This is a genomic window from Ancylobacter terrae, assembly GCF_045108345.1.
GTDB lineage: Bacteria > Pseudomonadota > Alphaproteobacteria > Rhizobiales > Xanthobacteraceae > Ancylobacter.
The window spans coordinates 2,722,440-2,746,763 of the sequence record NZ_JBJGXH010000001.1; the positions used below are offsets into that span (position 1 = coordinate 2,722,440).

Genomic DNA, 24,324 nt, shown 5'->3' on the forward strand with positions numbered 1-24,324 from the left:
CGGCTTCTTCCGGGGCGCCGAACCGTCTCCCGGAGCCTGTTCGGAAAGCCCTCCACACGCCGCATCCAGCAGCGGCAGCGGACCTGATCAGGGATCGCTCTGGTACCTCGTGAGCGATCCCGGCTCTCCGGCGGCGGCTGCGCCGGTCCGCGACGGGGCGGCGGCGTCTTCGGGGCGCCGAACCGTCTCCCGGAGCCTGTTCGGAAAGCCCTCCACACGCCGCATCCAGCAGCGGCGGCGGACCTGATCAGGGGTTGGAATCACAGGGGTATCCTGGTAAGCGATCCTAGCTCTCCGACGACGGCGGCGCCGGTCCGCGACGCGGCGGCGTCTTCGGGGGCGCCGAACCGTCCCGGAGCCTGTCCTGACCGTCCTCCACGCGCCTCATCCCGGAACGGCCGCAGACCCTCTCCGGGATCGGGATCGCGTGGGTAGCATGGCCAGCGATCCCGGCTCTCCGACGGTTGCTGAGCCAGTCCGCGACGCGGCGGCGTCTTCTGGGGCTCCGAACCGCCTCCCGGAGCCTGTTCGGAAAGCCCTCCACACGCCGCATCCCGGTACGGCCGCGGAGCTGATCCGGGGTCGCGTTGGAATTCTGGTAAGCGATCCCGGCTCTCCGACGGCACCTGCGGCCGGGATCACGGCGCCCCCGTGGGAGCTGCCAACCCGTCGCCTAACCGAGGATGGTCCCCGCGGGCAGCGGCGTCCCGCGCCGGAATTCGGCGGCGCCCATCGGCCGCCCGCCCGCCTTCTGCACCTCGACGAGCCGCACCGCGCCCGTGCCGCAGGCGATGTCGAGCGCGTCGTCCAGCACCTCGCCGGGGGCGCCCGCGCCCTCCGCCCGCGTCGAGCGCAGCACCTTCACCCGCGCGCCGGCGAGGTCGAACCAGGCTCCGGGAAAGGGCGCGAGGCCGCGGATATGGTCGTGCACCTCGCCGGCGGGGCGCGACCAGTCGATCCGCGTCTCGGCCTTCTCGATCTTGCGGGCATAGGTGACGCCGTCCGCCGGCTGCGGCGTGAAGGCGAGCCCGCCGCGCTCCAGCGCGGCCAGCGCTTGCAGCATCAGATCGGCGCCGAGCGGCATCAGCGCGTCGTGCAGGTCGCCCGCCGTCATGTCCGGGCCGATCGCCACGCGCTCGATCAGCGCAACCGGGCCGGTATCGAGCCCCGCCTCCATGCGCATCACCGCGACGCCGCTCGAGGCGTCGCCGGCCATCACCGCGCGCTGGATCGGCGCCGCCCCGCGCCAGCGCGGCAGCAGCGAGGCGTGCACGTTCAGGCAGCCGAAGCGCGGCGCCTCCAGGATCGGGACCGGCAGCAGCATGCCGTAGGCGACCACCACCGCGACATCGGCGCGATGGCCGGCGAAGATCTCCGCCGCTTCCGGCGTGCGCAGGCTCGCGGGATGGAGCACGGGGATGCCGAGCTCCTCGGCGGCGCGGTGCACCGGCGAGGGCACCCGGTCGAGCCCGCGCCGCCCGCCCGCCGCCGGCGCGCGCGTGTAGACCGCGACGACGTCATGCCCCTGCCCGGCGATCGCCCGCAGCGTCGGCACGGCGAATTCCGGCGTTCCCATGAACACGACGCGCATGGCGGCGACCCGGGCGCGCGGGGCTCAGCCCTCGCCCGCCCGCTCCTTGTCCCGGGCGGCCTTGGTGAATTTCTTCACCACCCGCTCGCGCTTCAGCCGCGAAATGTGGTCGATGAACAGGATGCCGTTCAGATGGTCGATCTCGTGCTGCAGGCAGGTCGCCAGCAGCCCGTCCGCCTCGATCTCGCGGGGGGCGCCGTCGAGGTCGAGATAGCGCACGGTGACGCGCGCGGGCCGCTCGACATCCTCGTAATAATCGGGGATCGACAGGCAGCCTTCCTGGTAGATCGAGATATCGTCGGAGGTGGCGATCACCTCCGGATTGATCAGCGCGATCGGGTGCTTCTCGTCGTCGCCGCGCGTCGCGTCGACCGTCACCACCCGCTCGGGCACGCCGATCTGGATCGCCGCCAGGCCGATGCCGGGGGCGTCGTACATGGTCTCGAACATGTCCTCCACCAGCGCGCGCACGGCCGGGGTGACCCGCGTCACCGGATCGGAAACGAGGCGCAGGCGGGTGTCGGGCAGGATGACGAGCGGACGGATGGCCATGGACAGCGAGATAAGCGAGCCGGGCGCGGCGGTCAACATTTTTTGTTCACTTTATGTTCGCGTTGGCCGAAAAATCTGCTAGAAGGGCGGCATGGAGCAGCCGATCACCGTCATCGCCGGCCATACCGTCACCCTCGGCCACGCCGCGCTGGCGGGGATCGCGGCCGGCGCCGTGCTGGCGCTGCTCCTCCTGCTTGCGCTCGCCCGCGGCGGGCGGGCCCGCGCGCTCGAAGCGCAGCTCGTGCAGCTCGCGCGCGTGCAGGCGGAAACCGCGGGGCGCGTGCAGAGCATGGCCGAGGTGCTGGCCCAGCGGCAGGGCGAGCTCGCCCGCGCCGTGGCGGAGCGGCTCGACGCCACCTCGCACCGCATGGGCGAGAGCCTCGCCCGCGCCGCGCAGGCCACCCATGCCGATCTCGTGCGGCTCAACGAGCGGCTCGCTCTGGTCGACCAGGCGCGCGAGAGCCTCGGCGACCTGTCGAGCCAGGTGATCTCGCTGCGCGAGACACTCGCCAACAAGCAGGCGCGCGGCGCCTTCGGCGAGGGCCGGCTGCACGCCATCGTCGCCGACGGCCTGCCGCGCGGCACCTATGCCTTCCAGCACACGCTCTCGAACGGGCGGCGGGCGGATTGCGCCGTCTTCCTGCCGGGCGACGCGCGCCCGCTGCTGGTCGATTCGAAATTCCCGCTGGAGGCGATCACCGCCTTCCGCGAGGCCGGCGACGCGGGCGCGCGCAAGCAGGCGCAGGCGCGGCTGAAGCAGGATGTGGGGCGGCATATCGGCGACATCGCCGAGCGCTACCTCGTGCCCGGCGAGACGCAGGACGTGGCGCTGATGTTCGTGCCGTCCGAGTCGGTCTATGCCGAGCTGCACGAGCATTTCGACGAGATCATCCAGCGCGCCTTCCGGGCACGGGTGGTGCTGGTGTCGCCCTCGCTGCTGATGCTGGCGATCCAGGTGGTGCAGGCGATCGTCAAGGATGCGCGCATGCGCGAGCAGGCCGACCGCATCCGCGCCGAATGCGGCGCGCTGGTCGCCGATGCCGCCCGGCTGCGCGAGCGGGTGGCCCATCTCGGCCGGCATCTCGGCCAGGCCAACGAGGACGTGGCGCAGATCCTGGTCTCCGCCGACCGGATCGCGCGGCGGGGCGCGCGGGTCGAGCAGCTCGAATTCGAGGCGCCGGTGTCCGCCGCCCGCGCCGCCGAGCCGGGGGACGATGCCGCGATGCCCGCCCCGCTCGGCCTGAAGCTCGGGGCGGCGGAGTGAGCGGCGCGGGGGGGAGATGCGATGACGGGTGAGCGGGCCGCTGTCATGAGTGGGGGATGCCAGTGCGGTGCGGTGCGCTATACGCTGTTCGCCGCGCCCTATCAGGCCGGCATCTGTCATTGCCGGATGTGCCAGAAGGCATTCGGCAGCTTCTTCGCGCCCCTCGCGGCGGTGCGCCACGCCGATGTCGCCTGGACGCGCGGGCGGCCGGCGGTATTCCGCTCCTCGGCCGGCGCCGAGCGCGGCTTCTGCCGCGACTGCGGCACGCCGCTGAGCTTCGAATATGTCGGCGGCGACCACATCTCGCTGGCGATCGGCAGCCTCGACGAGCCGGCCCGCGTTCCTCCCACCCATGCCGACGGCATCGAGAGCCGCCTGCCCTGGTTCGACACGCTGGCCGGCCTGCCGGGCCGGCGGACGGAGGAGGATTTCACGCCGGAGGAGATGGAAAGGCTGCGCTCGCGCCAGCATCCCGACGGGCCGCCGCCCAGCTGAGGCCTCTCCGCGCCGGCGCGGAACCCCTCTGCCCGGCGGACGCGTCCCGCGCGCGGCGGGGCTCTGCTCGCGGCTGTCGCGCTCGGACCGATGGCGGCGGGGAGAGCGCGGCCGGCGTATCGCGCGGGGCGTGTCGGCACCGGGGTGTCGCCGCGAGGCCCGGTGCGCCGGGTGTTGAGTCAGGTCTCGCGGCGGTCCGTCGCCGCCGACGGGGACGGCGGTGCCGGTCGGGACGGCCGGGTTGCGGCGGCCCGGGTGTGGCGGCCAAAGTGTTGCGGGTGCGGGTGCGACGGGCCCGAGTGTGACGGCCGGGTTGCGGCGGGCCCTGGCGCCGCCTCCGGCATGCGCAGTGGCAGACGGATGCCGGCCGGCGCGGGCCGCGTCTCCGGCGGCCGGTTCGTCGCTCGCCGGCCGGTACCGGCGTCCCACCACGCGACGGCAGCGCGCCGCGCGGTTTCGCGTTAAGCTCGGTCAGCACGACACCGGGAACGATCGTGCGGGAGGAACGCCACCATGATCAATCTCCAGGATCTCTTCACCCAGGCCCAGCAGGGCCAGGCGATCGACAATCTCGCGCGCAGCTATGGCATCGCGCCGGCCCAGGCGCAGGCGGCGGTGGAGGCGATGCTGCCGGCCTTCGCGCTGGGGCTCGAGCGCAGCACGCAGTCGGCCCAGGGGTTTGCCGGCCTTCTCGGCGCCATGTCGCGCAATCCCTATGCCGAGGCCTTCGCCAATCCCGCGCTCGGCTTCGGCCCGCAGACGCGCGCGGAAGGCAACGACGCGCTGGCGGCGCTGTTCGGTTCGCCCGAGGTGAGCCGGGCCGTGGCCGCGCAGGCCGCCGCGACCACCGGGCTCAGCAGCGCCCTGCTCAAGCAGATGCTGCCGGCGATCGCCGCGCTCGTCCTCGGCGGCCTCATGAAGCAGGGCGGCGGTTCGGGCGGCGGGCTCGGCGACCTGCTGGGCGGCATGCTGGGGGGAAGCCCCGCCGGCCGCGCGCCCTCGGCGGGCGCAGGCTCAGGAAATCCGCTGCAGGACATTCTCGGCGGCATGCTGGGCGGCGGGGGGCCGATGGGCGGGAGCGCACCGCGCGGCGGCGCCGGAGCGGGCTCCGGCAACCCGTTGCAGGACATGCTGGAGGGGATGCTCGGCGGCGGGGCCGGCGCGGGCGCGCCCGATCGCCCGCGCGACGTCCCGACCGGCGCCGGGTCCGGCAACCCTTTGCAGGATATGCTGGAGGGGATGTTCGGCGGGGGCACTGGTGCGGGCGCGCCCGATCGCCCGCGCGACGCCCCGACCGGCGGAGCCGGGTCCGGCAACCCGCTGCAGGATATGCTGGAAGGGATGTTCGGCGGGGGCGCGCGCTCCTCCGGCGGCGACAGCGGACGCGGCGCAGCGGGGCAGGATCCGCGGCTTCAGCCGTTCCAGGACATTTTCGACCAGTTCTTCAACGGCCGCTCCGGCTCGCGCTGAAATCGCCGCGGCAAGGGCAGCCGTGCACACCGCCCGACGGCCGGTCGCCACCGGGGCGAAGAGCCGGTCGAACCGCGCCGACGGCAGCGCATGACCGAGCGAGTGTTGCTGCGGGTGCGGCTTCACCCGTCGCTGCCGGCGCCCTCGCCGGTGCCGCACGACAACCGCGCCGCGGGAGCCGAGCGGCGGGAGGTAGCCTGCAAGCGGCGGCGGCCCCGGCGGACAACGGTGCAACGCGACGCGGCGGTGCGGCTGCGTCGGCCGCTGTTGGCGCTATGGCCCGACGCCTCGGCGCGACGGAACGACAGGCGGCGCTGCGATCCGACGACCGCGCGGCGATGCAACGCGACCCGGCGGGCGCGGCTGCGTCGGCCGGCGCTTGCGCCGACAGGCGAGGTCCGCAACCGCGCGGCGGAAGGCGGGAGGCATGGGCAGGCTGCCAGCGGCAGGGGGCACGGTGGTCGGCGGGACAGCAGGCACCGACCAGGCGGCGGAGCGGATGCGACTGGTCCGCGCCCGGACGCGACGGAGACCGCCCGCCCGGGTTGGGACTCGCGGCGCATCCGGGTACAACCCGCCCGTCGACAACCGTCGTCGATCCCCGGGAAGCCGGCTCCTTCGGCGGTGGCAGCGGACAGATCGATGGTAGGCGAAGCCCCTCGCCATGGCCCCCGCGACCAACGCGATACACAGGCGGCATGGTGCGGCCAGCGCCATAGGCGATGCCGGCACCGGAACTGCAGCAGCGTAGCTGCCGACCGGATCCGCGCAAAGCGGTCGGGCGACAGCCGCCGCGGACGGCACCGCCGAAAGGGCAGCCGATTAGCGCAGCGTCGGCCATCCAGCCCCTTGCACCGCGAGTCCTTTCGCCGCGGCGCGGGGGCGGCGCGCGACCGCTCCCGCGTCCACCGCCGCGCGCCGGGATCGCGCCGCCTTCAAGACGGGTGCGGACAGTGGCGGAGCGGCCAATGGGCGCCCCGCGCTTGTCCCCCGTCGAGGCCAAGTCCTGCTGGTGGGGAAGGGCCGCCCGGTCGAACCGCCCCGCACGACGTGGCCACCGGGATTCGGCCGGTGCTGGCCGCCAGGCCTCCGCGGCTCCGCCCCTCGACATCGCCGCGGAAGCGCGCGCCGGGCGCGGCTGGTGGCGACGATCGCGGCGGGTTCATGTCCGTCCGCCGCTCGCCGGCGCGGAGCGGCTGCCGCCTGCACCCTTTCGGGCCGACCGCGCGGAACACCGGCGCAGGCCATCGGCCGAGGCCGCGGCTAGCCATCACACCAGCCCGAACAGGCCGAGCGCGGCGCCTGCGGCGAGCATCCACATGGGGCTGAGCCGGGTGAAGAACAGGACGGCCGTCGAGGCGAGGGTGAGCGCCAGCGCGCCCGGGCTGCGGGAGGCGCCCTGCGCCAGCACGAAGCCGGCCGACGCCACCAGCCCGACGGTGAGCGGGATGAGCCCCGCCTGCGCGGCGCGGCGCCAGCGCGCGTAGCGGAAGCGGTCCCACACGCCGCCGACGAAATAGGCGAGCAGCGAGGTCGGCCCGCACATGGCGAGCGTCGCCACCAGCGCGCCGAGCGGCCCGGCCACCTGCCAGCCGATCAGCGTCACCACCAGCACGTTCGGCCCCGGCGCCGCCTGGGCGATGGCGAAGAGCTGGGCGAACTGGCGGTCGCTCATGAAGCCGTGCACCTCCACCATCTGCCGGTGCATCTCGGGCAGCACGGCATTGGCGCCGCCGACCGCGAACAGCGAGAGCAGCAGGAACTGCGTCGCGAGGATCAGCAGCGTATCGGCCGGCCCCTTCACTCGAGCGCCCTCCAGGCCAGCACGACCGAGATCGGCGCCAGCACGACCATCATCGTGGGCAGCGAGATGCCCAGCCCCACGATCCCGCCGAAGCCCGCCAGCGCCACCGCCCAGCCGCGCAGGGTCGGGCGCCGCCACATCGGCTCGGCCATGCGCGCGGCCATGGACAGGACGAGGCCGGCCGCCGCCGCGGCGAGGCCGGCGAGCACGTCGTCCAGCGCCCGGATGTCGGCATTCTGCGTGAAGATCAGATAGAGGCCGATGACGATGAAGGCCGGCAGCAGCGTCAGGCCGAGAAAGGCGACGAGCGCGCCGACCGGCCCGTGATAGCGCGCGCCCAGCACCACGGCGAGATTGCAGATGTTGGGGCCGGGGAGGAACTGGGACAGGCCGACCAGCTCGGTGAACTCCTCGGCCGTGAGCCAGCGCAGCCGTTCCACCAGCGCGCGGCGGGCGATGGGCAGCACGCCGCCGAAGGCGATCACGCTGATCGATAGGAAGCCGAAGAACAGCCCGGGCAGCGTCGGCACCGGGGCCGGTTCGGCCGGGGTCGGATGAACGTCGGGGGAAATCTCGGCAGCCATGGCGCCATCAGTCGGGTGAGGTCCTCGCTATAGATGAGTCCGGCGCGGGTGCAAACGATTCCGGCGCGGGAGAGCGCCGATAATGCCGGCATTTTCGGCGGATGGGTGACCGGCCACCGCCCGTGGCTTCGGGGGAACGGGGCGCCTCCGATTCCCGCAACAGCCATAGCGTGACCGTCCCCGGACACTTACCCCGACAGGCGCGTCGGGCTCTATGATCATGCCCGCTCGCCGCATGTTCCGGACCTTCGGCTCGGCGAGAGACAGACGGACGGAGGGCGCGACCCCTCTTCAGGTTCGACGCCGCAAGACGGTCCCAGATCCGAAAGCTGGGGTCCCTCTCCAGCTCGGCCCGGCTCCCGCTGGTCAATCAGGACATCGTCGAGGCGATGCTGTCGCTTGGCGGCGATGACCTCCCGATACGGGACACGACCGTCGTTGCGCAGGACAGGATCACCTGTGAGTTCAAGCTGATCCATCCGGTCGTGCGGGTTCGCTGCATCGACCACGATCTATCGATACCCAAGCACCTGCCGGGTCCGCCACAGATGACCGGCTTTCGCCGCTTGCGGCATGTCACCGGCTGCATGGGGCCGCACCACGTCGCCCGGAACGCCGAGTCTCGCGGGCACGTCATTCTCTCGGACGCCGCGGCCGGGCGGCTGAAAGCTCTGCGCTGTCCCGGGCTGAGGCTGGTGCCGGCGGAACGGCGTTATGACCACCACCGCAGCAACCGGGACGACTGACGCCCTCGCCCCGATCGCGGCGTCGCCCCTCCCCGGCCCCGTCCGATGCGCTAAACTGGGCGGATGACCGAATCCCTCCTCGTCATGCCGCCGGATGGGCGCCAGTCGGAGGCCGCGCTGGCGATCCGGCGCGGCACGCTGCGGCTCATCGCGGCGCACGGGCTCACCGGCCTTGCCGAGCTCCCGCTCGCCTCGGGCCGGCGCGCCGACATCGCCGCCATCGGTCTGAAGGGCGAGATCTGGATCATCGAGGTCAAATCCTCGGTGATCGACTTCCGCACCGACCGCAAATGGCCGGAATACCGGCTGCACTGCGACCGGCTGTTCTTCGCGGTGGCGCCGGACTTCCCGCTGGAGCTGCTGCCGGAGGACACCGGCATCATCATTGCCGATGCGTTCGGCGCGGCGGTGGCGCGGCCGGCGCCGCATCACCCCATGGCCGGCGCGACGCGGCGGGCGATGACGCTGCGGCTCGCCCGCATGGCCAGCGCGCGGCTGATGGCGATCATGGATCCGGAGAGCCTGCGCTACCTCGATCTCTGACGGGGAAAAGCCGCGCCGGGCGCCGGCGCGGGCTTGCCTTCGGCACCCTGTTGCTGCCAGCGTCCGGCCATGGATGCCCCCGCGAACGCCCCGGCCCGCACGCTGCCCTCTCCCCCCGGGGAGGACCGCGCCACGCCGATGATGGCGCAGTATATCGAGATCAAAGCGGCCAATCCGGACAGCCTGCTGTTCTACCGGATGGGCGATTTCTACGAATTGTTCTTCGACGACGCGGAAGCCGCCTCGCGCACGCTCGGCATCGTGCTGACCAAGCGCGGCAAGCATCGCGGCGAGGACATCCCGATGTGCGGCGTGCCGGTGGAGCGCGCCGAGGAATACCTGCACAAGCTGATCGCCGCCGGCCATCGCGTCGCCGTGTGCGAGCAGCTGGAAGACCCCGCCGAGGCGAAGAAGCGCGGGCCGAAGAGCGTGGTGAAGCGCGACGTCACCCGCCTCGTTACGCCCGGCACGCTGACCGAGGACGCGCTGCTCGACGCGCGGCGCGAGAACGTGCTGGCGGCGCTCGCCCGGCTGCGCGGTTCGGAGGCGGAGGGCCCGGCCTATGCGCTCGCCTTCGCCGACATCTCGACGGGCAGCTTCCGCGTGCTGGAAACCGGCGCCGGCCGGCTCGCCGCCGATCTCGCGCGGATCGAGCCGGCGGAACTGCTGGTGCCGGACGCAGCCTATGACGACCCGGCGCTGAAGGAGCTGTGGCGTGCCCTGCCGGCGGTGACGCCGCTGCCAAAGGAGAGCTTCGACGGTGCAGGCGCGGAGCGGCGCATCGCCGGCTTCTTCGGGGTGGCGACGCTCGATGCCTTCGGCGCCTTCTCGCGCGCCGAGCTCGCCGCCGCCGGCGCCGTGGTCGCCTATGTCGAGCGCACCCAGCTCGGCGCGCGGCCCCCGCTCAGCCCGCCGGTGCGCGAGAGCGCGGGCGGCACCATGGTGATCGACCCGGCGACGCGGGCGAACCTCGAAATCCTGCGCACCACCACCGGCGAGCGCACCGGCAGCCTCAACGCCGCGATCGACCGCACCGTGACCTCCGCCGGGGCGCGCCTGCTCGGCCGTCGCCTGGCCGAGCCGCTGACCGACCCCGTCGCCATCGCGAGGCGGCTCGATGCGGTGGAGCATCTGGTCGAGCGCCCGGCGCTGCGCGCCGCCCTGCGCGGGCGGCTCGCCGGGGCGCCGGACCTCGCCCGCGCGCTCACCCGCATCGCGCTCGGGCGGGCGGGCCCGCGCGACCTCGCCGCCATCGGGCGCGGGCTCGCCGAGGGCGCGGTCATCGCCGGCCTGCTGCGCGAGGAGCCGCCGCCGGCGGAGCTGGACGATGCGGCGCGCGACCTCGTCGCCGCCCCGCCCGAGCTCGCCGCGCTGCTCGCCGCCGCGCTCGCCGAGGAACTGCCGCCCTATCGCCGCGACGGCGGCTTCGTGCGCACGGGCTTCTCGCCCGATCTCGACGCCACCCGCGGCCTGCGCGACGAGAGCCGGCGGGTGGTGGCGGCGCTGGAGCGGCGCTATGCCGAGGAAACCGGCCTCCGCGCGCTCAAGATCCGGCACAATGCGGTGCTCGGCTATTTCGTCGAGGTCAGCGCGCAGAACGCCGACCGGCTGCGCGAGCCGCCCTTCGCCGCCGTGTTCGTGCATCGCCAGACCATGGCCGGGGCGGTGCGCTTCTCCTCCGTCGAGCTCGGCGAGCTGGAGGCGAAGATCGCCAGCGCCGGCGAGCGGGCGCTCGCCCTCGAACAGGGCGTGTTCGAGGACCTTGCCGCGCGCATCGTCGCCGAGGCGGAGACGATCCGCGCCGCCGCCGGGGCGCTGGCGGTGGTCGACGTCACCGCCGGCCTCGCCGAGATCGCGGTGAGCGAGGCGCATGTGCGCCCGCTGGTCGATGACGGGCTGGACTTCCGCATCGAGGGCGGCCGGCATCCGGTGGTGGAGCCGGCGCTGCGGCGCGGCGAGGGCGCGGGATCGGGCGGGCCGTTCGTGGCGAATGATTGCGATCTCTCGCCGCCGGAACGGGCGAAAGCCGGGCGCATCTGGCTGGTGACCGGACCGAACATGGCGGGCAAGTCGACCTTCCTGCGGCAGAACGCGCTGATCGCCATCCTCGCCCAGGCCGGCGCCTTCGTGCCGGCCTCGTCCGCCCATATCGGCGTGGTCGACCGGCTGTTCTCGCGCGTCGGCGCGGCGGACGACCTCGCGCGCGGGCGCTCGACCTTCATGGTCGAGATGGTGGAGACCGCCGCCATCCTGAACCAGGCGACGCAGCGCTCCCTCGTCATCCTCGACGAGATCGGGCGCGGCACCGCGACCTTCGACGGCCTCTCCATCGCCTGGGCGAGCCTTGAGCACCTGCACGAGGCGAACCGCTGCCGGGGCCTGTTCGCCACCCATTTCCACGAGCTCACCGCGCTGTCGCAGCGCCTCCCCCGCCTCGTCAACGCGACGGTGAAGGTGAAGGAATGGCACGGCGAGGTGATCTTCCTGCACGAGGTGGTGCCGGGCGCGGCCGACCGCTCCTACGGCATCCAGGTGGCCAAGCTCGCCGGCCTGCCGCCCGCGGTGGTGGAGCGGGCGCGGGCCGTGCTCGCCGAACTCGAGAGCGCCGACCGCGCCGCCCCGACGCGCCGCATCCTCGACGATTTGCCCCTCTTCGCCGCGCTCAACCGGCCCGCGCCGGCAGCGGCGGTCGCGGCCGATCCGGCGGCCGGGGCGGTGAAGGACGCGCTCACGGGGCTCGACCCCGACGGCCTCACCCCGCGCGAGGCGCTGGAGGCGCTGTACCGGCTGAAGGGGCTGCTGCGGGGGTGAGCCATGACCGAATTCTGCGAAACCGATCATTGCCAATGGCTCGCCACCTCTGTGCGCTACTTCCGAGCAGCACAGGTGCTGATCGACTCCCCGAAATTCGCTAAGGATTTGGGCTTATTCCTGCCCACCCTTCAGCTTACGGCCCATGGCCTCGAACTGCTTCTGAAGGGCAATTTGATCGGAACGGGAATGTCGACGGCGGATGTGGAGAAGTTCCGCCACGACATCGGCGCCCTATGGCAGCAGCCGGATAACGCACATCTCTGCGATGAAGTCCGGGGCATCGCGGAGGAGGTGCGACAGGCCGCCGAGGAGGCTGGTAGATGGGATGGTGGAAATATATGCACAACGGAATTGCTCGAAGAGCAGGTTAAGAACCTAGCTTCTCTTCATGGAAGCCGAACCAATTATGCACTCCGTTATCCATCTCGCGGGCTGAAAGGGCCAAGCGCGCCCTTCCTTGTTGAGACATTCGACCGGACGGCGCGGCTGGCCGTCGGGAATCCGACGCGGTTCTCGACGAGGTGAGACCTTCGCGACGGTGCCGGAATGACCACAGCCCCGCCCACCTTGACTATGCCGCCGTGCCGATAATTGGCGGTTGCCCCGCGGCCCCGAGCGAGCGCCCCTCCCCTACTGCCGGCTGCGGCGGGGGGTGGGGGCGCGGGCGGGGCGGGGCGCGGCCTGCTCGGGGGGCGCCTCGGCGGCCTCGCGGGCGAGGCGGGCGGCGCGCAGGCGGGCGGTCTTGGCGTCGCGGCTGGCGATCTCCTGCTCGATCATCGACTTGGCGATGCGGGAAACCTGCTCGGCCTTGCTTTCGGTCTTGGAGAGATGCGGCTTGAACATATCGTCGCGACGGGTCATCGCCTTTCCTCCTTCAGAAAATGAAAAAGGCCGGGATCAACCCGGCCTTCCCTCGTGCGCGTCGGCGCTGCCAGTACATCCGTGGTCAGTCGCCGAGGGCGCACATGCTCACGCAGCCTTGAGGCTGCCGGCGCTCTGCTTGCCGGTGCGGCGGTCGGACTCGATCTCGAAGGAAACCTTCTGACCGTCACGCAGATCGGTCATGCCGGCGCGCTCGACAGCGGAGATGTGGACGAACACGTCCGACCCGCCGTTGTCCGGCTGAATGAAACCATAGCCCTTCTGGCCGTTGAACCACTTCACAGTACCCGTCGCCATGACGAATTCCTTTCGTTGAGACATGAAGAACCGTTCGATCGCCGCGAGGCGATCGTCACGTTGCCATCGATTTGAGAGGAATTTCGCCGGTGCGCGCGGGGCGCAAAACAAAGTTCAACGTACAAGATCGATGCGTAACACTTATAGTGCGGGGAGGCATAAAGCAACCCCGCACGCGCTTTATTTTGCTTCGGCCGGCGCGGCGGCGAACGGGGCCGGGCGCTCACGGCCGGGCAGCGGCTTTTTCTTGGGGGCGGCGATCAGGCCGTCGCGGATGGCCTGCTTGCGGGCGGCCTTGCGGGCGCGGCGCACCGCCTCGGCTTCTTCGCGGTTGCGGCGCTCTGACGGTTTCTCATAGGAGCGCCGCGCCTTCATCTCGCGGAAAACACCCTCGCGCTGCATCTTCTTCTTCAGAACGCGGAGGGCTTGGTCGACATTGTTGTCGCGAACGAGAACCTGCAAATCCTGTCCAATCCAGGCGGCATAGGGCTGCCGCGGTTGCTGTCATCCCATCAGCGGGACGCTTCATATGGGGTTGCGATCGCAAAATGGAAGGTGTCCGGCCCGTTTTCGCGGCGTCGGCGCCCGCCGGGACCGGATAGACCACACCGGGGTGCCCTCTCGCGGTGGCCGCGATCCCTCGTCAACCCTGTCCGTGCGAACTCGTTGTGGGCGCGCGCGGAATCTCTAGGGTTGGCGGCGCCGCGGCGAACCGGCCCCCGGATTCGGGAACGGAAAACGCCGGGCAAACGGCGGATCGCCCGACATCGCGCCGGCAACAGGGAGGCTGCCCATGATCGCCCAACCGTCCATCCGCCGCTTCGCCGCCGTCCTCGGCATCGCCGCGATGCTCGCCGCCGGCGCCGCGCCGGTGGCGCAGGCCTGCACGGGCATCCGCCTCGTCGCCTCGGACGGGACCGTCGTCTACGGCCGCACCATGGAATTCGCCATGGAGCTCAATTCCGAGGCGATGATGGTGCCGCGCGGATACGCCCGCACCGGCACGACGCCGGACGGCAAACCGGGGCTGAAATGGGCCGCGAAATACGCCAGCGTCGGGTTGAACGGCGCCGGGCTGCCGGTGCTGTTCGACGGGCTGAACGAGAAGGGCCTGGCGGGGGGCATGTTCTATTTCCCCGGCTCGGCCGGCTACATGCCCTACGCGCCAGCGGATGCCGGCAGGACCATCTCGCAATGGGAGGTGCTGTCCTGGGCGCTGGAGAATTTCGCCAGCGTCGCGGAGGTGAAGGCCGGCCTCGGTGCCATCGTGGTGCCCTCCGTCCTGTTCCCGGCCTGGGGCTTCGCGCCGGAGGCGCATTATGTGCTGCACGATGCGAGCGGGCAGTCGATCGTGATCGAATATGTCGACGGCACGCTGAACGTGCACGACAACCCGCTCGGCGTCGTCACCAACTCGCCGGCCTTCGGCTGGCACATGACCAACCTGCGCAACTATGTGAACTTCTCCATGACCAACGCGCCGCCGGTGAAGCTCGGCACGGTGACGCTGCAGCCGACCGGACAGGGCTCGGGCATGCTCGGCCTGCCGGGCGATTTCACCCCGCCCTCGCGCTTCGTGCGGGCCGTCGCCTTCAGCCAGTCGGTGTTCAAGGAGCCGACCGGCCCCGCCACCGTGCTGCAGCTCTTCCATGTGCTGAACCAGTTCGACATCCCCAAGGGCTCGGCCCGGGACGGCGCCAAGGACGCACACGGCAACATCGTCGCCGACTACACGCTGTGGACCACGGCGAGCGACCTCGCCGCCCGGCGCTTCCACTTCCGCACCTATGAGAACAGCCAGATCCGCGTGCTCGACCTGATGAGCATGGCGATCGACGGCAAGGAGATCGTCAGGCTGCCGATCACCGGCCCGGAGGTGATCGCGCCGCTGGTACGGTGAAGGCCGCGAACGAAAACGGCCGACCCTGCATGTGCGGGGCCGGCCGTTGCGTTTGAGCGGATGGGGCGTCAGGCCTGCGAGGCGGCCTGCGTCTTCAGCGCCGCCTGCGCCGCCGCGAGGCGGGCGATCGGTACGCGGAAGGGCGAGCAGGAGACGTAGTCGAGCCCGACCTCCTCGCAGAAGGCAACCGAGGCGGGGTCGCCGCCATGCTCGCCGCAGATGCCGAGCTTGAGCTTGGGGCGCACCGCGCGGCCGCGCTCGGTGGCGATCTTCACCATCTCGCCGACGCCGTCGACGTCGATCGACACGAACGGGTCGACCTCGAAGATGCCCTTGGCGATGTAGGTGCCCAGAAACGTGCCGGCGTCGTCGCGGGAGATGCCGTAGGTGGTCTGCGTCAGGTCGTTGGTGCCGTAGGAGAAGAACTCGGCCGTCTCGGCGATCTCGCCCGCCTTCAGCGCGGCGCGCGGCAGCTCGATCATGGTGCCGACCTGATAGTCGAGCTTGGTGCCGGTCTCGGCCTCGACCTTCTTCGCCACGCCGTCAATGTCGGCCTTGACGAGGTCGAACTCCTTCTTGCCGGTGATCAGCGGCACCATGATCTCCGGCACCACCGGCTTGCCGGTCGACTTCTGCGCCGCCACCGCCGCCTCGAAGATGGCGCGGGCCTGCATCTCGGCGATCTCCGGGAAGGCGATGGCGAGACGGCAGCCGCGGAAGCCGAGCATCGGGTTGAACTCGTCGAACTCGCGCTTGCGCGCGGCGAGCTTCTGCGGGCTCACCCCGAGGCCGGCGGCCACCTCCGCGATCTCCGCCTCGGTGTGCGGCAGGAACTCGTGCAGCGGCGGATCGAGCAGGCGGATGGTGACCGGCAGGCCGTCCATGATCTCGAACAGCTGCTGGAAGTCCGAGCGCTGGGCGGCGAGGAGCTTCGCCAGCGCCGCGCGGCGGCCCTTCTCGTCGTCGGCGAGGATCATCTCGCGCACCGAGCGGATGCGGTCGCCGTCGAAGAACATGTGCTCGGTGCGCGACAGGCCGATGCCCTCGGCGCCGAAGTTCTTCGCGGTGCGCGCGTCGAGCGGGGTCTCGGCATTGGCGCGGACTTTCAGCCGGCGCACGCCGTCGGCCCAGCCCATCAGCGTGGCGAACTCGCCCGACAGCTCGGGCTGGAGCGTGGGCACCGCGCCGGCGATGACCTGGCCGGTGCCGCCGTCGATGGTGAGGATGTCGCCCTTCTTCAGCGTCACGCCGCCGGAGGTGAGCGTGCCCGAGGCGTAGTCGACGCGGATGGTGCCGGCGCCGCAGACGCAGGGCTTGCCCATGCCGCGCGCGACCACCGCCGCATGCGAGGTCATGCCGCCGCGGGTGGTGAGGATGCCCTCCGCCGCGTGCATGCCGTGGATGTCTTCCGGCGAGGTCTCGATGCGCACCAGCACGACCTTGCGCCCCTGCGTCTTCAGCAGCTCCGCCTCGTCGGCGGAGAAGACGATCTCGCCCGAGGCGGCGCCCGGCGAGGCCGGCAGGCCGGTGCCGATCACCGTCTTGTCGGCCTTGGGGTCGAGCATCGGGTGGAGCAGCTGGTCGAGGGCGGCGGGATCGACGCGGGCGATCGCCTCGTCGCGGGTGATGACGCCGGCATCGGCGAGCTCGACCGCGATGCGCAGCGAGGCCTTGGCGGTGCGCTTGCCCGAACGGGTCTGCAGCATCCACAGCTTGCCGCGCTCGACGGTGAATTCGAGGTCCTGCATGTCGCGGTAGTGCCCCTCGAGCACGCCGGCGATGCGCTGGAACTCGGTGAACACCTCGGGCAGCGCCTTCTCCATCGAGGGCTTGTCGGAGCCGGCGGCGATGCGCGCGGTCTCGGTGATGTTCTGCGGGGTGCGGATGCCCGCCACCACGTCCTCGCCCTGGGCGTTGATCAGGAACTCGCCATAGAGCGCATTCTCGCCGGTGGACGGGTTGCGGGTGAAGGCGACGCCGGTGGCGGAGGTCTCGCCCATGTTGCCGAACACCATGGCCTGCACGTTCACCGCCGTGCCCCAGCTCTCGGGGATGGCGTGGAGGCGGCGATAGACGATGGCGCGCTGGTTCATCCAGGAGGAGAACACCGCGCCGATGGCGCCGGCGAGCTGGTCGAACGGATCCTGCGGGAAGGGCTTGCCGAGCTCGTGCGCGACCAGCTCCTTGTAGCGCTTCACCATCTCCTTCCAGTCGTCGGCCGACAGGTCGGTGTCGAGCGTATAGCCGTTGTCGCTCTTGAAGCTGTCCAGCACTTCCTCGAAGTGATGGTGCGGGAAATCGAGCACCACGTTCGAGTACATCTGGATGAAGCGGCGGTAGCTGTCATAGGCGAAACGGGCATCGCCGGAGGAGGCCGCGACCGCCTCGACGGTGACGTCGTTCAGGCCGAGGTTCAGCACGGTGTCCATCATGCCCGGCATCGAGGCGCGGGCGCCCGAGCGGACCGAGACCAGCAGCGGGTTCGCCGGATCACCGAAGGTGCGCCCGGCGAGGCCGCCGACATAGGCGAGCGCGGCGTCGATCTGGGCCTTGAGATCGTCCGGGTAGGTCTTTCCGTGGGCGTAATACCAGGTGCAGACCTCGGTGGTGATGGTGAAGCCGGGCGGCACGGGCAGCCCCAGATTCGACATTTCCGCAAGGTTCGCGCCCTTGCCACCAAGCAGGTTGCGCATGTCGGCGGAACCTTCCGCGGAGCCGTCGCCGAAGGTGTAGACCCATTTCGCCATGTCGGAAAAACCCTTGTGGGGGAAGAGGAGGCGGTGGGAGCATTACCGTGTCGTGACGCTCCGTTCAATCTGACTTTTGCAGTGCAATGTGCGCCCTTCGGGCTTTTTCCACCCACCGGATCGTGAGCGCGCGGGCCGTTGATTACTTCCGTACCCTGGGCCAGCTTCTGCGCGGTCGGGGCTATTTTCCACAATCGGGGTTAAAATCATGAACAATGACGGTCTTGCGGGATGGGCACCGCGCCTGCTCAGCGTCCTGCGCATCGTTTCCGCGCTGGTCCTGCTGCAATACGGCATGACCAAGGTGCTGGGCTTCCCGCAGACGCAGATGAGCGGGGTGAGCCTCGCCGGGCTGTCGCTTCCGGGCGTCGCCGGCATCATCGAACTCGTCGGCGGGGCGCTGCTGCTGGTCGGGCTGTTCGCGCGGCCGACCGCCTTCGTGCTGTCGGGGCTGATGGCCTGCGCCTATTTCATCTCGCACGCGGCGCGCGACTTCTTCCCGGTCAACAATGGCGGCAACCTCGCCGTCGTGCTGTGCTTCGTGTTCCTGTATCTCTTCGTCGCCGGTCCCGGCCCGTGGAGCGTCGACGCCGCGCGCAAGAGCGCGTGACGGCGCGGGCGCGGGCGGGCGGCCCGCGCCCTCCGGCTCACATATGGCCGAGCAGGCCGACCACGCCGATGAAGATCAGGTAGAGCGCGACGATGTAGTTCAGCAGGCGCGGCATCACCAGGATGAGGATGCCGGCGATGAGCGCGACGACGGGCTGGATGGCGACGATGTTGACGGTCATGGAGGGTACTCCTGTGTGGCCCTCCCTGAACGCCGCGCGCGCGGCAAGGTTCCCGCGGGGCGGGCGCTACTCGGCCGGTCCCGCGTGGCGGCCGGTGTCCCGGGCGGCGAGAAACAGGGCGTAGCACGCGGCCAGCATCATGAGCGGGGCGCCGTACCACGCGAGCATTGCGGCGGTCATGGCTTCATTCCCTTCAGCAGCCCTCGTGCCATGTAATGTATGGCCGAACCGCTCAGAATCCAAATGGCGGTGATGCCGAGCGCCGACCAGCCGCCGCTCGGTCCCGGCAGTCCATAGGACAGGGTGACGATCGGCCCGATGCCGCCGGTGATGAACATGGCGGCGGCGACATTGTTCAGCAGCGTCGCCGTCAGCTTGGTGCGCTCGTTGTGGATCAGGCTCATGAGGACGGCGCCCCTGCCCTACCCCTGAATCAGGTCGAAATCGGCGATGGCGCGGGTGGCGCGGCGGATGTCGGCGAGCAGCGCCAAGCGGTTGGCGCGCACCTTCGGATCAGGCGCGTTCACCGTCACCTTCTCGAAGAAGGCGTCAACAGGGGCGCGCAGCGTGGCGATGACCGCCATGGCCGCCTCGAAATCCTCGCGCTTGAGTGCCTCGTCGATGCGCGGGCCGGCGGCCGCGATGGCATCGGCAAGTGCCAGTTCTTCCGGCTCGGCGAGCAGGACGAGATCGACACCGCCGTCATAGGTCGCACCATCCTTCTTCTCCTCGATGCGCAATATGTTCGCCGCGCGCTTGGTGCCGGCGAGCAGGTTCTTCCCGTCCTCGGTGGCGAGGAAGCGCCCGAGCGCCTCGACGCGCTTGACGACGAGGAGGAGGTCGTCCTGGCCCGGAAGCGCGAAGACGGCATCCACGAGGTCATGGCGGGCGCCTTGGTCGCGCAGGTGGACTTTCAGGCGGTCGGCGAAGAAGGAGAGAAGGTCGGAGGCAATTTGCTTGCTCCGTTCATCGTAGAATTTTTTAACGCCGACCTCGTTACTCGCCTCAAAGGCCGAAAGCACCAGATCAACAAGCCCGATATCAAAGCGAGCCTTCACGGCGTTAAAATGCGCGTATGCATTTGCCAATTTGAACGGAAACAACACGCGAAGCGTGGGCTCAACCGCGAGGCATAGCTGTGAATTCAATCCCACCCGCAGCCCATTCTCCAAAACGATCCGCACCACGCCGAGCGCGGCCCGGCGGAGCGCATAGGGGTCCTTGCTCCCGGTCGGCTTCTCGTCGATAGCCCAGAAGCCGACCAGCGTATCGATCTTGTCGGCGAGCGCCACGGCGATCGAGACTGGCGCGGTCGGCACGCGGTCGGTGGGGCCCTGCGGCTTGTAGTGTTCCTCGGCCGCGAGGGCGATTTCCTCGGGGAGACCTTCGAGGCGGGCGTAATACTTGCCCATCAGCCCCTGCACTTCCGGGAACTCGCCGACGACTTCGGTGCGCAGGTCGGATTTGGCGTAGAGCGCGGCCTGCTCCGCGAGGTCCGGGTCGGCGCCGACCACGGGCGCGAGTTCGCGCGCCAGCTTCGCGATGCGCCGGATGCGCTCCAGCTGCGAGCCGAGCTTCTCGTGGAAGGTGACGTTGGCGAACTTCTCCAGCCGCTCTTCCAGCGGCACCGTCGCGTTGGTCTTCCTGTCGGTGTCCCAGAAGAACTTGGCGTCGGAGAGCCGGGCGCGGATGACGCGGCCGTTGCCGGCGACGATGGCCGCGCCGCCGTCGCTGGCGGCAAGGTTCGCGATCAGGATGAAGCGGTTCGCCAGCCGGCCCGTCGCCGGATCCTTCAGCACGAAGCACTTCTGGTTGGCGCGGATGGTGGCGCGGATCACCTCGTCCGGCACGTCGAGGAAGGCCTCATCGAAGGTGCCCATCAGCACCACCGGCCATTCGACGAGGCCGGCGACCTCGTCGAGCAGCCCGGCATCCTCGATCAGCTCCAGGCCCTGCGCCAGCGCGAGGTCCTTGGCGTCGGCGAGGATGATGTCCTTGCGCCGCTCGCGGTCGGCGACGACATGGGCCGCCTCCAGCTTCGACAGCCAGTCCTCCAGCCGGCGCACCTTGATCGGGCCGGGGGAGAGGAAGCGGTGGCCATAGGTGACGTCGCCGGATTCGAGGCCGTCGACCGAAAAGCGCACCACCTCCGGCTCCTCGGTCTCCGGGCCGAAGGTGCACAGGATCGACTGCAGCGGGCGCACCCAGCGCAGCGAGCCGGCCTGCGCCGAGGCGGCGCCCCAGCGCATCGATTTCGGCCAGGGGAAGGCGCGCACGATGTCGGGCACGATCTCGGCGACGACGTCCGGCGTCGGGCGGCCGTGCTTGTGGATGCGGGCGACGTAGAACGCGCCCTTCTTGGGGTCCGTCTCGATCGTCGCCTCCTCGATCGAGGCGAGCCCCGCCGCCTTGAGGAAGCCGGCGATGGCGCCTTCCGGGGCGCCGACGCGCGGGCCCTTGCGCTCCTCATGCGTGTCGGGCTGGTTCGCCGGCAGGCCGTGCACGGCGAGCGCGAGGCGGCGCGGGGTGACGAAGGCCTTGGCGCCCTCATAGGTCAGGCCGCGCTCCACCAGCGCGTCGGTGACGAGCTTGCGCAGGTTCTCCGCCGCCTGCGCCTGCATGCGGGCGGGGATTTCCTCGCTGAAGAGTTCGAGCAGAAGATCGGGCATCGGGCACTCGTCGCGGCAGGGCGGCGGGCCGCGCCGCGCGCCTCTCAAAAGGGTTGCGGACGCCTAGCACGAGCGGCGGCGGGATGGAAATACGCGCGAGGCGCGCTCAGTTCAGCGCCGTGCCGGTGCGGTCCTTCAGGGCGAGCGCCGCCAGCAGCGAAAGCAGGGCGATGCCGATGAGATAGACCGCCGGCCCCATCGGGTCGTGCTGGCGGTCGACCAGATAGACCGCCACCATCGGCGCGGTGCCGCCGACGAGGCCGAGCGGCAGATTATAGGCGAAGCACAGCGCCGAGCAGCGCGTCGCCGGGCGGAACATCTCGGCCAGCGTCGCGGGGATCGAGCCGGAATAGGCGGCGGTCAGCACCGCAAAGCCCAATTGGCCGAGCAGCACCTGCTGCGGGTCGCCGCCATTGATCAGCCGGAACAGCGGCCAGGTGAACATGACCATGCCGGCCAGCGCGCCGACGATCACCTTCTTGCGGCCGATGATGTCGGAAAGGCCGGCGAAGAGCGGCAGCATCACCAGCAGGCCCAGCATGGCCAGCGTGTTGACGCGCAGCGCCTCGGCGGCGGTGAAGCGGTCGACCTGCTGCATGAAGGTGGTGAGGTAGACGAACAGCACGTAGAAGCCGGAGCCGAGCGCGAGGTTCAGCACCATGGCGTGCAGCATCGCCCGGCCGTCCTCGCGCAGCGCGGCGACGAAGGGCAGGCCGCGCGCCTCGTCGATCGGCTTGCGCGGAGCGGGATGGGCCAGCGCGGCGCGGCGCAGCACCAGCGTGGCGCCGCCGAGCACGATGCCGGCGAGGAACGGCAGGCGCCAGCCCCAGGCGGCGAGGTCTTCCGGGCTCATCAGGCTGGCGGTGAGCGCGGCGGTGCCCGAGCCGATCAGCGTGCCCCCGCCCACGCCGCAGCCGGCGAGCGAGGTGACGAGGCCGCGCCGGCGTGGCGGCGCGCTCTCGGCGAGAAAGATGGCGGACATGGAATATTCGCCGCCGATCGACAGCCCCTGCAGCAGGCGCAAACCCAGCAGCGCCAGCGGCGCGGCCTCGCCGATCGTCGCATAGGTCGGCAGCAGGCCGATGGCGACGGTGGAGAGCGTCATCATCCCGGCCGAGACGTAGAGCGCGACGCTGCGCCCGTAGCGGTCGCCGACATGGCCGAACACGATGCCGCCGATCGGGCGCATCAGGAAGGAGGCGGCGAACACGCCGAAGGCCGCGAGCAGGCCCGCGAGCGGATCGCTGGCGGGGAAGAAGTTCTGCGCGAACAGCGTGGCGAAGAAACCGTAGACGCCGAAATCATACCATTCGAGCATGTTGCCGAGCGCGCCGGCGGTCATGGTGCCCGGCGAGGCGCCGGTGCCGTGCGGTACCTCGGCGTGGCGGTTCTCGCCGGCCCCGGCGGCCAGGGCGGGGTCGGGCACGGCGGTCACGGCGGACGTCATGGCAGCTCCGGGGGGCGGCTGGGAGGTGCCAGACTAGGCATGGCCGCCTTAAGGATTGCTTCTCCCTTTCGCTCGCATCCGCGCGGTTCGGGCGATGCCGCGATGGACGCCGGGGCGGGCGCGCGCAATAGTGGCATTTCCGGATCATGGGGGATGTGGGGATGCAGGAGGGGAGCGATCTCGCGCGCCTCAAGGCGGCCTATGCCGCCTGGGACCGCTGCAAGGCCGAGGATATCGGCATGTGGCTCGCGCTGGTGGACGACAACATCGTGCTGAACCCGATCGCCGCCAGCGAGCCCGGGCTCGAATTCACCCGTCCGGGCAGCGGGCGGGAGCGGCTGATCGCCTATTTCGACGCGCTGCGCGGCGCCTGGCGGATGCTTTGTTTCCGGCCGATCACCTTCGTCGCCGAGGGCGAGCGCATAGCCATGTTCGGCGAGACGAGCTGGGAGTTCCGCGCCACCGGCCGCACCGCGACCACCGCCGTCGCCCATCTCTGGCGCTTCGAGGGCGGCACGGCCGTGGAGTGGACCGAAATCTTCGACGGCTCGACCGCCGCGGCCGCCGCGATGATGGCGTGAGCCCTCAGAGCGAGGGGGACGCCGCTCCACCCGCGGCGGTGGCCAGCCAGGCGGCGCCGCAGGCCTTGGAAAGCTCGCGCACCCGGCCGATATAACTCTGCCGCTCGGTGACGGAGATCACCCCGCGCGCGTCCAGCAGGTTGAAGATGTGGCTCGCCTTGATGCACTGGTCATAGGCCGGCTGCGCCATGAGATGGCGGCTCTTGTCGTCGTTCCACCCGGCTTCGAGATATTTCGCCGCCGCGCTTTCGGCCATCTTGAACTGCTCGAACAGCATGTCGGTGTCGGCGTGCTCGAAATTGTGCCGCGAATATTCCTGCTCGGCCTGCAGGAAGACCTCGCCATAGGTGACCTTCTCGGCACCCTCGCGGCCGTTGAAGTTGAGGTCGTAGACGTTCTCCACGCCCTGCACATACATGGCGAGCCGCTCGAGGCCATAGGTGAGCTCGCCCGAGACGGGGGCGCACTCGATGCCGGCCACCTGCTGGAAATAGGTGAACTGCGAGACTTCCATGCCGTCGCACCAGCATTCCCAGCCGAGGCCCCAGGCGCCCAGCGTCGGGCTCTCCCAGTCGTCCTCGACGAAGCGCACGTCGTGCAGCTTCAGGTCGACGCCGATGGCGTCGAGCGAGGCGAGGTAGAGGTCCTGCAGGTCCGGCGGGCTCGGCTTCAGGATCACCTGGTACTGGTAATAATGCTGCAGCCGGTTGGGGTTCTCGCCGTAGCGCCCGTCCTTCGGCCGGCGCGAGGGCTGGACATAGGCCGCCTTCCACGGTTTCGGCCCCAGCGCGCGCAGCGTGGTGGCCGGGTGGAAGGTGCCGGCGCCGACCTCCATGTCGTAGGGCTGGAGGATGACGCAGCCCTTGTCCGCCCAGAAGCGCTGGAGCGCGAGGATGAGCCCCTGGAAGGAGCGGTCGGGGCGCATGTGCGGGGGCAGCGTCGGGTCGATCATGGAGAAACCGGCGGGTTGTGAGGCGGCGCGCAACCTATTCCGGGAGGTGATGGGGATCAAGGCGGCGCCGTGCGTCCGCCAGCCCCCTGCGCCCCGCCTCCGTCGTCATCCCGTACGGCCGTCGGGCCGTATCCGGGATCGGGAGCCCTGCTCGGATAACGATCCCGGCTCTCCGGCTTCGCCTGCGGCCGGGAT

General features: G+C 70.7%; 23 protein-coding genes. 10 read left to right on the forward strand and 13 right to left on the reverse strand.

Annotation, left to right across the window (positions count from 1 at the left end; all coding sequences use genetic code 11):
* Positions 1–673: 673 nt before the first annotated feature.
* On the reverse strand, positions 674–1,591 hold the full coding sequence (fmt, locus tag ACEUEL_RS13100) for a methionyl-tRNA formyltransferase (protein WP_405705840.1): 918 nt from the start codon (positions 1,589–1,591) through the stop codon (positions 674–676).
* Positions 1,592–1,615: 24 nt separating this feature from the next.
* A complete protein-coding gene (def, locus tag ACEUEL_RS13105; protein WP_405706766.1) occupies positions 1,616–2,143 on the reverse strand; it encodes a peptide deformylase in 528 nt (175 codons plus the stop codon).
* Between the two features lie 91 nt (positions 2,144–2,234).
* Here def and ACEUEL_RS13110 point away from each other — a divergent pair, with 91 nt between their 5' ends.
* The 3 genes from ACEUEL_RS13110 (at position 2,235) to ACEUEL_RS13120 (ending at position 5,372) form a co-directional block, all read left to right on the forward strand.
* On the forward strand, positions 2,235–3,407 hold the full coding sequence (locus tag ACEUEL_RS13110; protein ID WP_405705843.1) for a DNA recombination protein RmuC: 1,173 nt from the start codon (positions 2,235–2,237) through the stop codon (positions 3,405–3,407).
* A gap of 45 nt (positions 3,408–3,452) precedes the next feature.
* Entirely contained in the window at positions 3,453–3,902 is a 450-nt protein-coding gene (locus tag ACEUEL_RS13115; protein WP_405705846.1) for a GFA family protein, read from the forward strand.
* A 513-nt stretch (positions 3,903–4,415) separates the two neighbouring features.
* Entirely contained in the window at positions 4,416–5,372 is a 957-nt protein-coding gene (locus ACEUEL_RS13120; RefSeq protein ID WP_405705849.1) for a DUF937 domain-containing protein, read from the forward strand.
* A gap of 1,270 nt (positions 5,373–6,642) precedes the next feature.
* Here ACEUEL_RS13120 and ACEUEL_RS13125 read toward each other — a convergent pair.
* Together ACEUEL_RS13125 and ACEUEL_RS13130 are read right to left on the reverse strand one after the other, a co-directional pair.
* Entirely contained in the window at positions 6,643–7,176 is a 534-nt protein-coding gene (locus tag ACEUEL_RS13125) for a chromate transporter (RefSeq protein ID WP_405705852.1), read from the reverse strand.
* Complete coding sequence (locus tag ACEUEL_RS13130) at positions 7,173–7,760, reverse strand: chromate transporter (protein WP_405705855.1); 588 nt, start codon at positions 7,758–7,760, stop codon at positions 7,173–7,175. Before ACEUEL_RS13130 ends, ACEUEL_RS13125 begins: the two co-directional genes overlap by 4 nt.
* Positions 7,761–8,149: 389 nt before the next feature.
* On the opposite strand from ACEUEL_RS13130, the gene ACEUEL_RS13135 reads away from it, so the two are divergent.
* From ACEUEL_RS13135 to ACEUEL_RS13150, 4 genes are all read left to right on the forward strand, one after another.
* Positions 8,150–8,506 (forward strand): hypothetical protein, encoded by a 357-nt coding sequence (locus ACEUEL_RS13135; protein WP_405705858.1) that lies wholly within the window; start codon positions 8,150–8,152, stop codon positions 8,504–8,506.
* Between the two features lie 63 nt (positions 8,507–8,569).
* Entirely contained in the window at positions 8,570–9,049 is a 480-nt protein-coding gene (locus ACEUEL_RS13140; RefSeq protein WP_405705861.1) for an MmcB family DNA repair protein, read from the forward strand.
* 69 nt (positions 9,050–9,118) lie between these two features.
* A complete protein-coding gene (mutS, locus tag ACEUEL_RS13145; protein WP_405705864.1) occupies positions 9,119–11,860 on the forward strand; it encodes a DNA mismatch repair protein MutS in 2,742 nt (913 codons plus the stop codon).
* A gap of 3 nt (positions 11,861–11,863) precedes the next feature.
* Positions 11,864–12,388, forward strand: a complete 525-nt coding sequence (locus ACEUEL_RS13150; RefSeq protein WP_405705867.1) for a hypothetical protein — start codon at positions 11,864–11,866, stop codon at positions 12,386–12,388.
* Positions 12,389–12,493: 105 nt separating this feature from the next.
* Here ACEUEL_RS13150 and ACEUEL_RS13155 read toward each other — a convergent pair whose 3' ends face one another.
* From ACEUEL_RS13155 to rpsU, 3 genes are all read right to left on the reverse strand, one after another.
* Positions 12,494–12,724, reverse strand: a complete 231-nt coding sequence (locus ACEUEL_RS13155) for a hypothetical protein (protein WP_405705870.1) — start codon at positions 12,722–12,724, stop codon at positions 12,494–12,496.
* Between the two features lie 108 nt (positions 12,725–12,832).
* Positions 12,833–13,042 carry a cold-shock protein gene (locus ACEUEL_RS13160; protein ID WP_405705873.1) on the reverse strand — a complete coding sequence of 70 codons (210 nt, stop codon included), beginning with the start codon at positions 13,040–13,042 and terminating at the stop codon, positions 12,833–12,835.
* Between the two features lie 180 nt (positions 13,043–13,222).
* Positions 13,223–13,504: a 30S ribosomal protein S21 gene (gene rpsU, locus ACEUEL_RS13165; protein WP_405705876.1), complete on the reverse strand. Its 282-nt coding sequence runs from the start codon at positions 13,502–13,504 to the stop codon at positions 13,223–13,225.
* Positions 13,505–13,835: 331 nt separating this feature from the next.
* Between rpsU and ACEUEL_RS13170 the strand changes: the two genes are divergently transcribed.
* Positions 13,836–14,942, forward strand: a complete 1,107-nt coding sequence (locus tag ACEUEL_RS13170) for a linear amide C-N hydrolase (protein ID WP_405705879.1) — start codon at positions 13,836–13,838, stop codon at positions 14,940–14,942.
* Positions 14,943–15,010: 68 nt separating this feature from the next.
* Here the strand turns inward: ACEUEL_RS13170 and ppdK are convergent, their stop codons facing one another.
* The gene (ppdK, locus tag ACEUEL_RS13175) at positions 15,011–17,689 is read right to left on the reverse strand and encodes a pyruvate, phosphate dikinase (RefSeq protein ID WP_405705882.1); all 2,679 of its coding nucleotides are present in this window, start codon (positions 17,687–17,689) and stop codon (positions 15,011–15,013) included.
* A gap of 208 nt (positions 17,690–17,897) precedes the next feature.
* Between ppdK and ACEUEL_RS13180 the strand changes: the two genes are divergently transcribed.
* Complete coding sequence (locus ACEUEL_RS13180) at positions 17,898–18,299, forward strand: DoxX family protein (RefSeq protein WP_405705885.1); 402 nt, start codon at positions 17,898–17,900, stop codon at positions 18,297–18,299.
* A gap of 37 nt (positions 18,300–18,336) precedes the next feature.
* On the opposite strand, the gene ACEUEL_RS13185 is transcribed toward ACEUEL_RS13180, so the two are convergent.
* The 4 genes from ACEUEL_RS13185 to ACEUEL_RS13200 all read right to left on the reverse strand — a co-directional run bounded on the left by ACEUEL_RS13185 (position 18,337) and on the right by ACEUEL_RS13200 (position 22,596).
* Positions 18,337–18,480 (reverse strand): DUF3096 domain-containing protein, encoded by a 144-nt coding sequence (locus tag ACEUEL_RS13185; RefSeq protein ID WP_405705888.1) that lies wholly within the window; start codon positions 18,478–18,480, stop codon positions 18,337–18,339.
* Positions 18,481–18,656: 176 nt separating this feature from the next.
* Positions 18,657–18,884, reverse strand: coding sequence for a hypothetical protein (locus tag ACEUEL_RS13190; RefSeq protein ID WP_405705891.1), 228 nt, complete (start codon positions 18,882–18,884; stop codon positions 18,657–18,659).
* A gap of 18 nt (positions 18,885–18,902) precedes the next feature.
* Positions 18,903–21,149 (reverse strand): glycine--tRNA ligase subunit beta, encoded by a 2,247-nt coding sequence (gene glyS, locus ACEUEL_RS13195; protein ID WP_405705894.1) that lies wholly within the window; start codon positions 21,147–21,149, stop codon positions 18,903–18,905.
* Between the two features lie 106 nt (positions 21,150–21,255).
* Positions 21,256–22,596 carry an MFS transporter gene (locus ACEUEL_RS13200; protein WP_405705897.1) on the reverse strand — a complete coding sequence of 447 codons (1,341 nt, stop codon included), beginning with the start codon at positions 22,594–22,596 and terminating at the stop codon, positions 21,256–21,258.
* Between the two features lie 161 nt (positions 22,597–22,757).
* Between ACEUEL_RS13200 and ACEUEL_RS13205 the strand changes: the two genes are divergently transcribed.
* The gene (locus ACEUEL_RS13205; protein ID WP_405705900.1) at positions 22,758–23,177 is read left to right on the forward strand and encodes a nuclear transport factor 2 family protein; all 420 of its coding nucleotides are present in this window, start codon (positions 22,758–22,760) and stop codon (positions 23,175–23,177) included.
* Positions 23,178–23,181: 4 nt separating this feature from the next.
* Here ACEUEL_RS13205 and ACEUEL_RS13210 read toward each other — a convergent pair whose 3' ends face one another.
* The gene (locus ACEUEL_RS13210) at positions 23,182–24,129 is read right to left on the reverse strand and encodes a glycine--tRNA ligase subunit alpha (RefSeq protein WP_405705903.1); all 948 of its coding nucleotides are present in this window, start codon (positions 24,127–24,129) and stop codon (positions 23,182–23,184) included.
* Between the last annotated feature and the right edge of the window lie 195 nt (positions 24,130–24,324).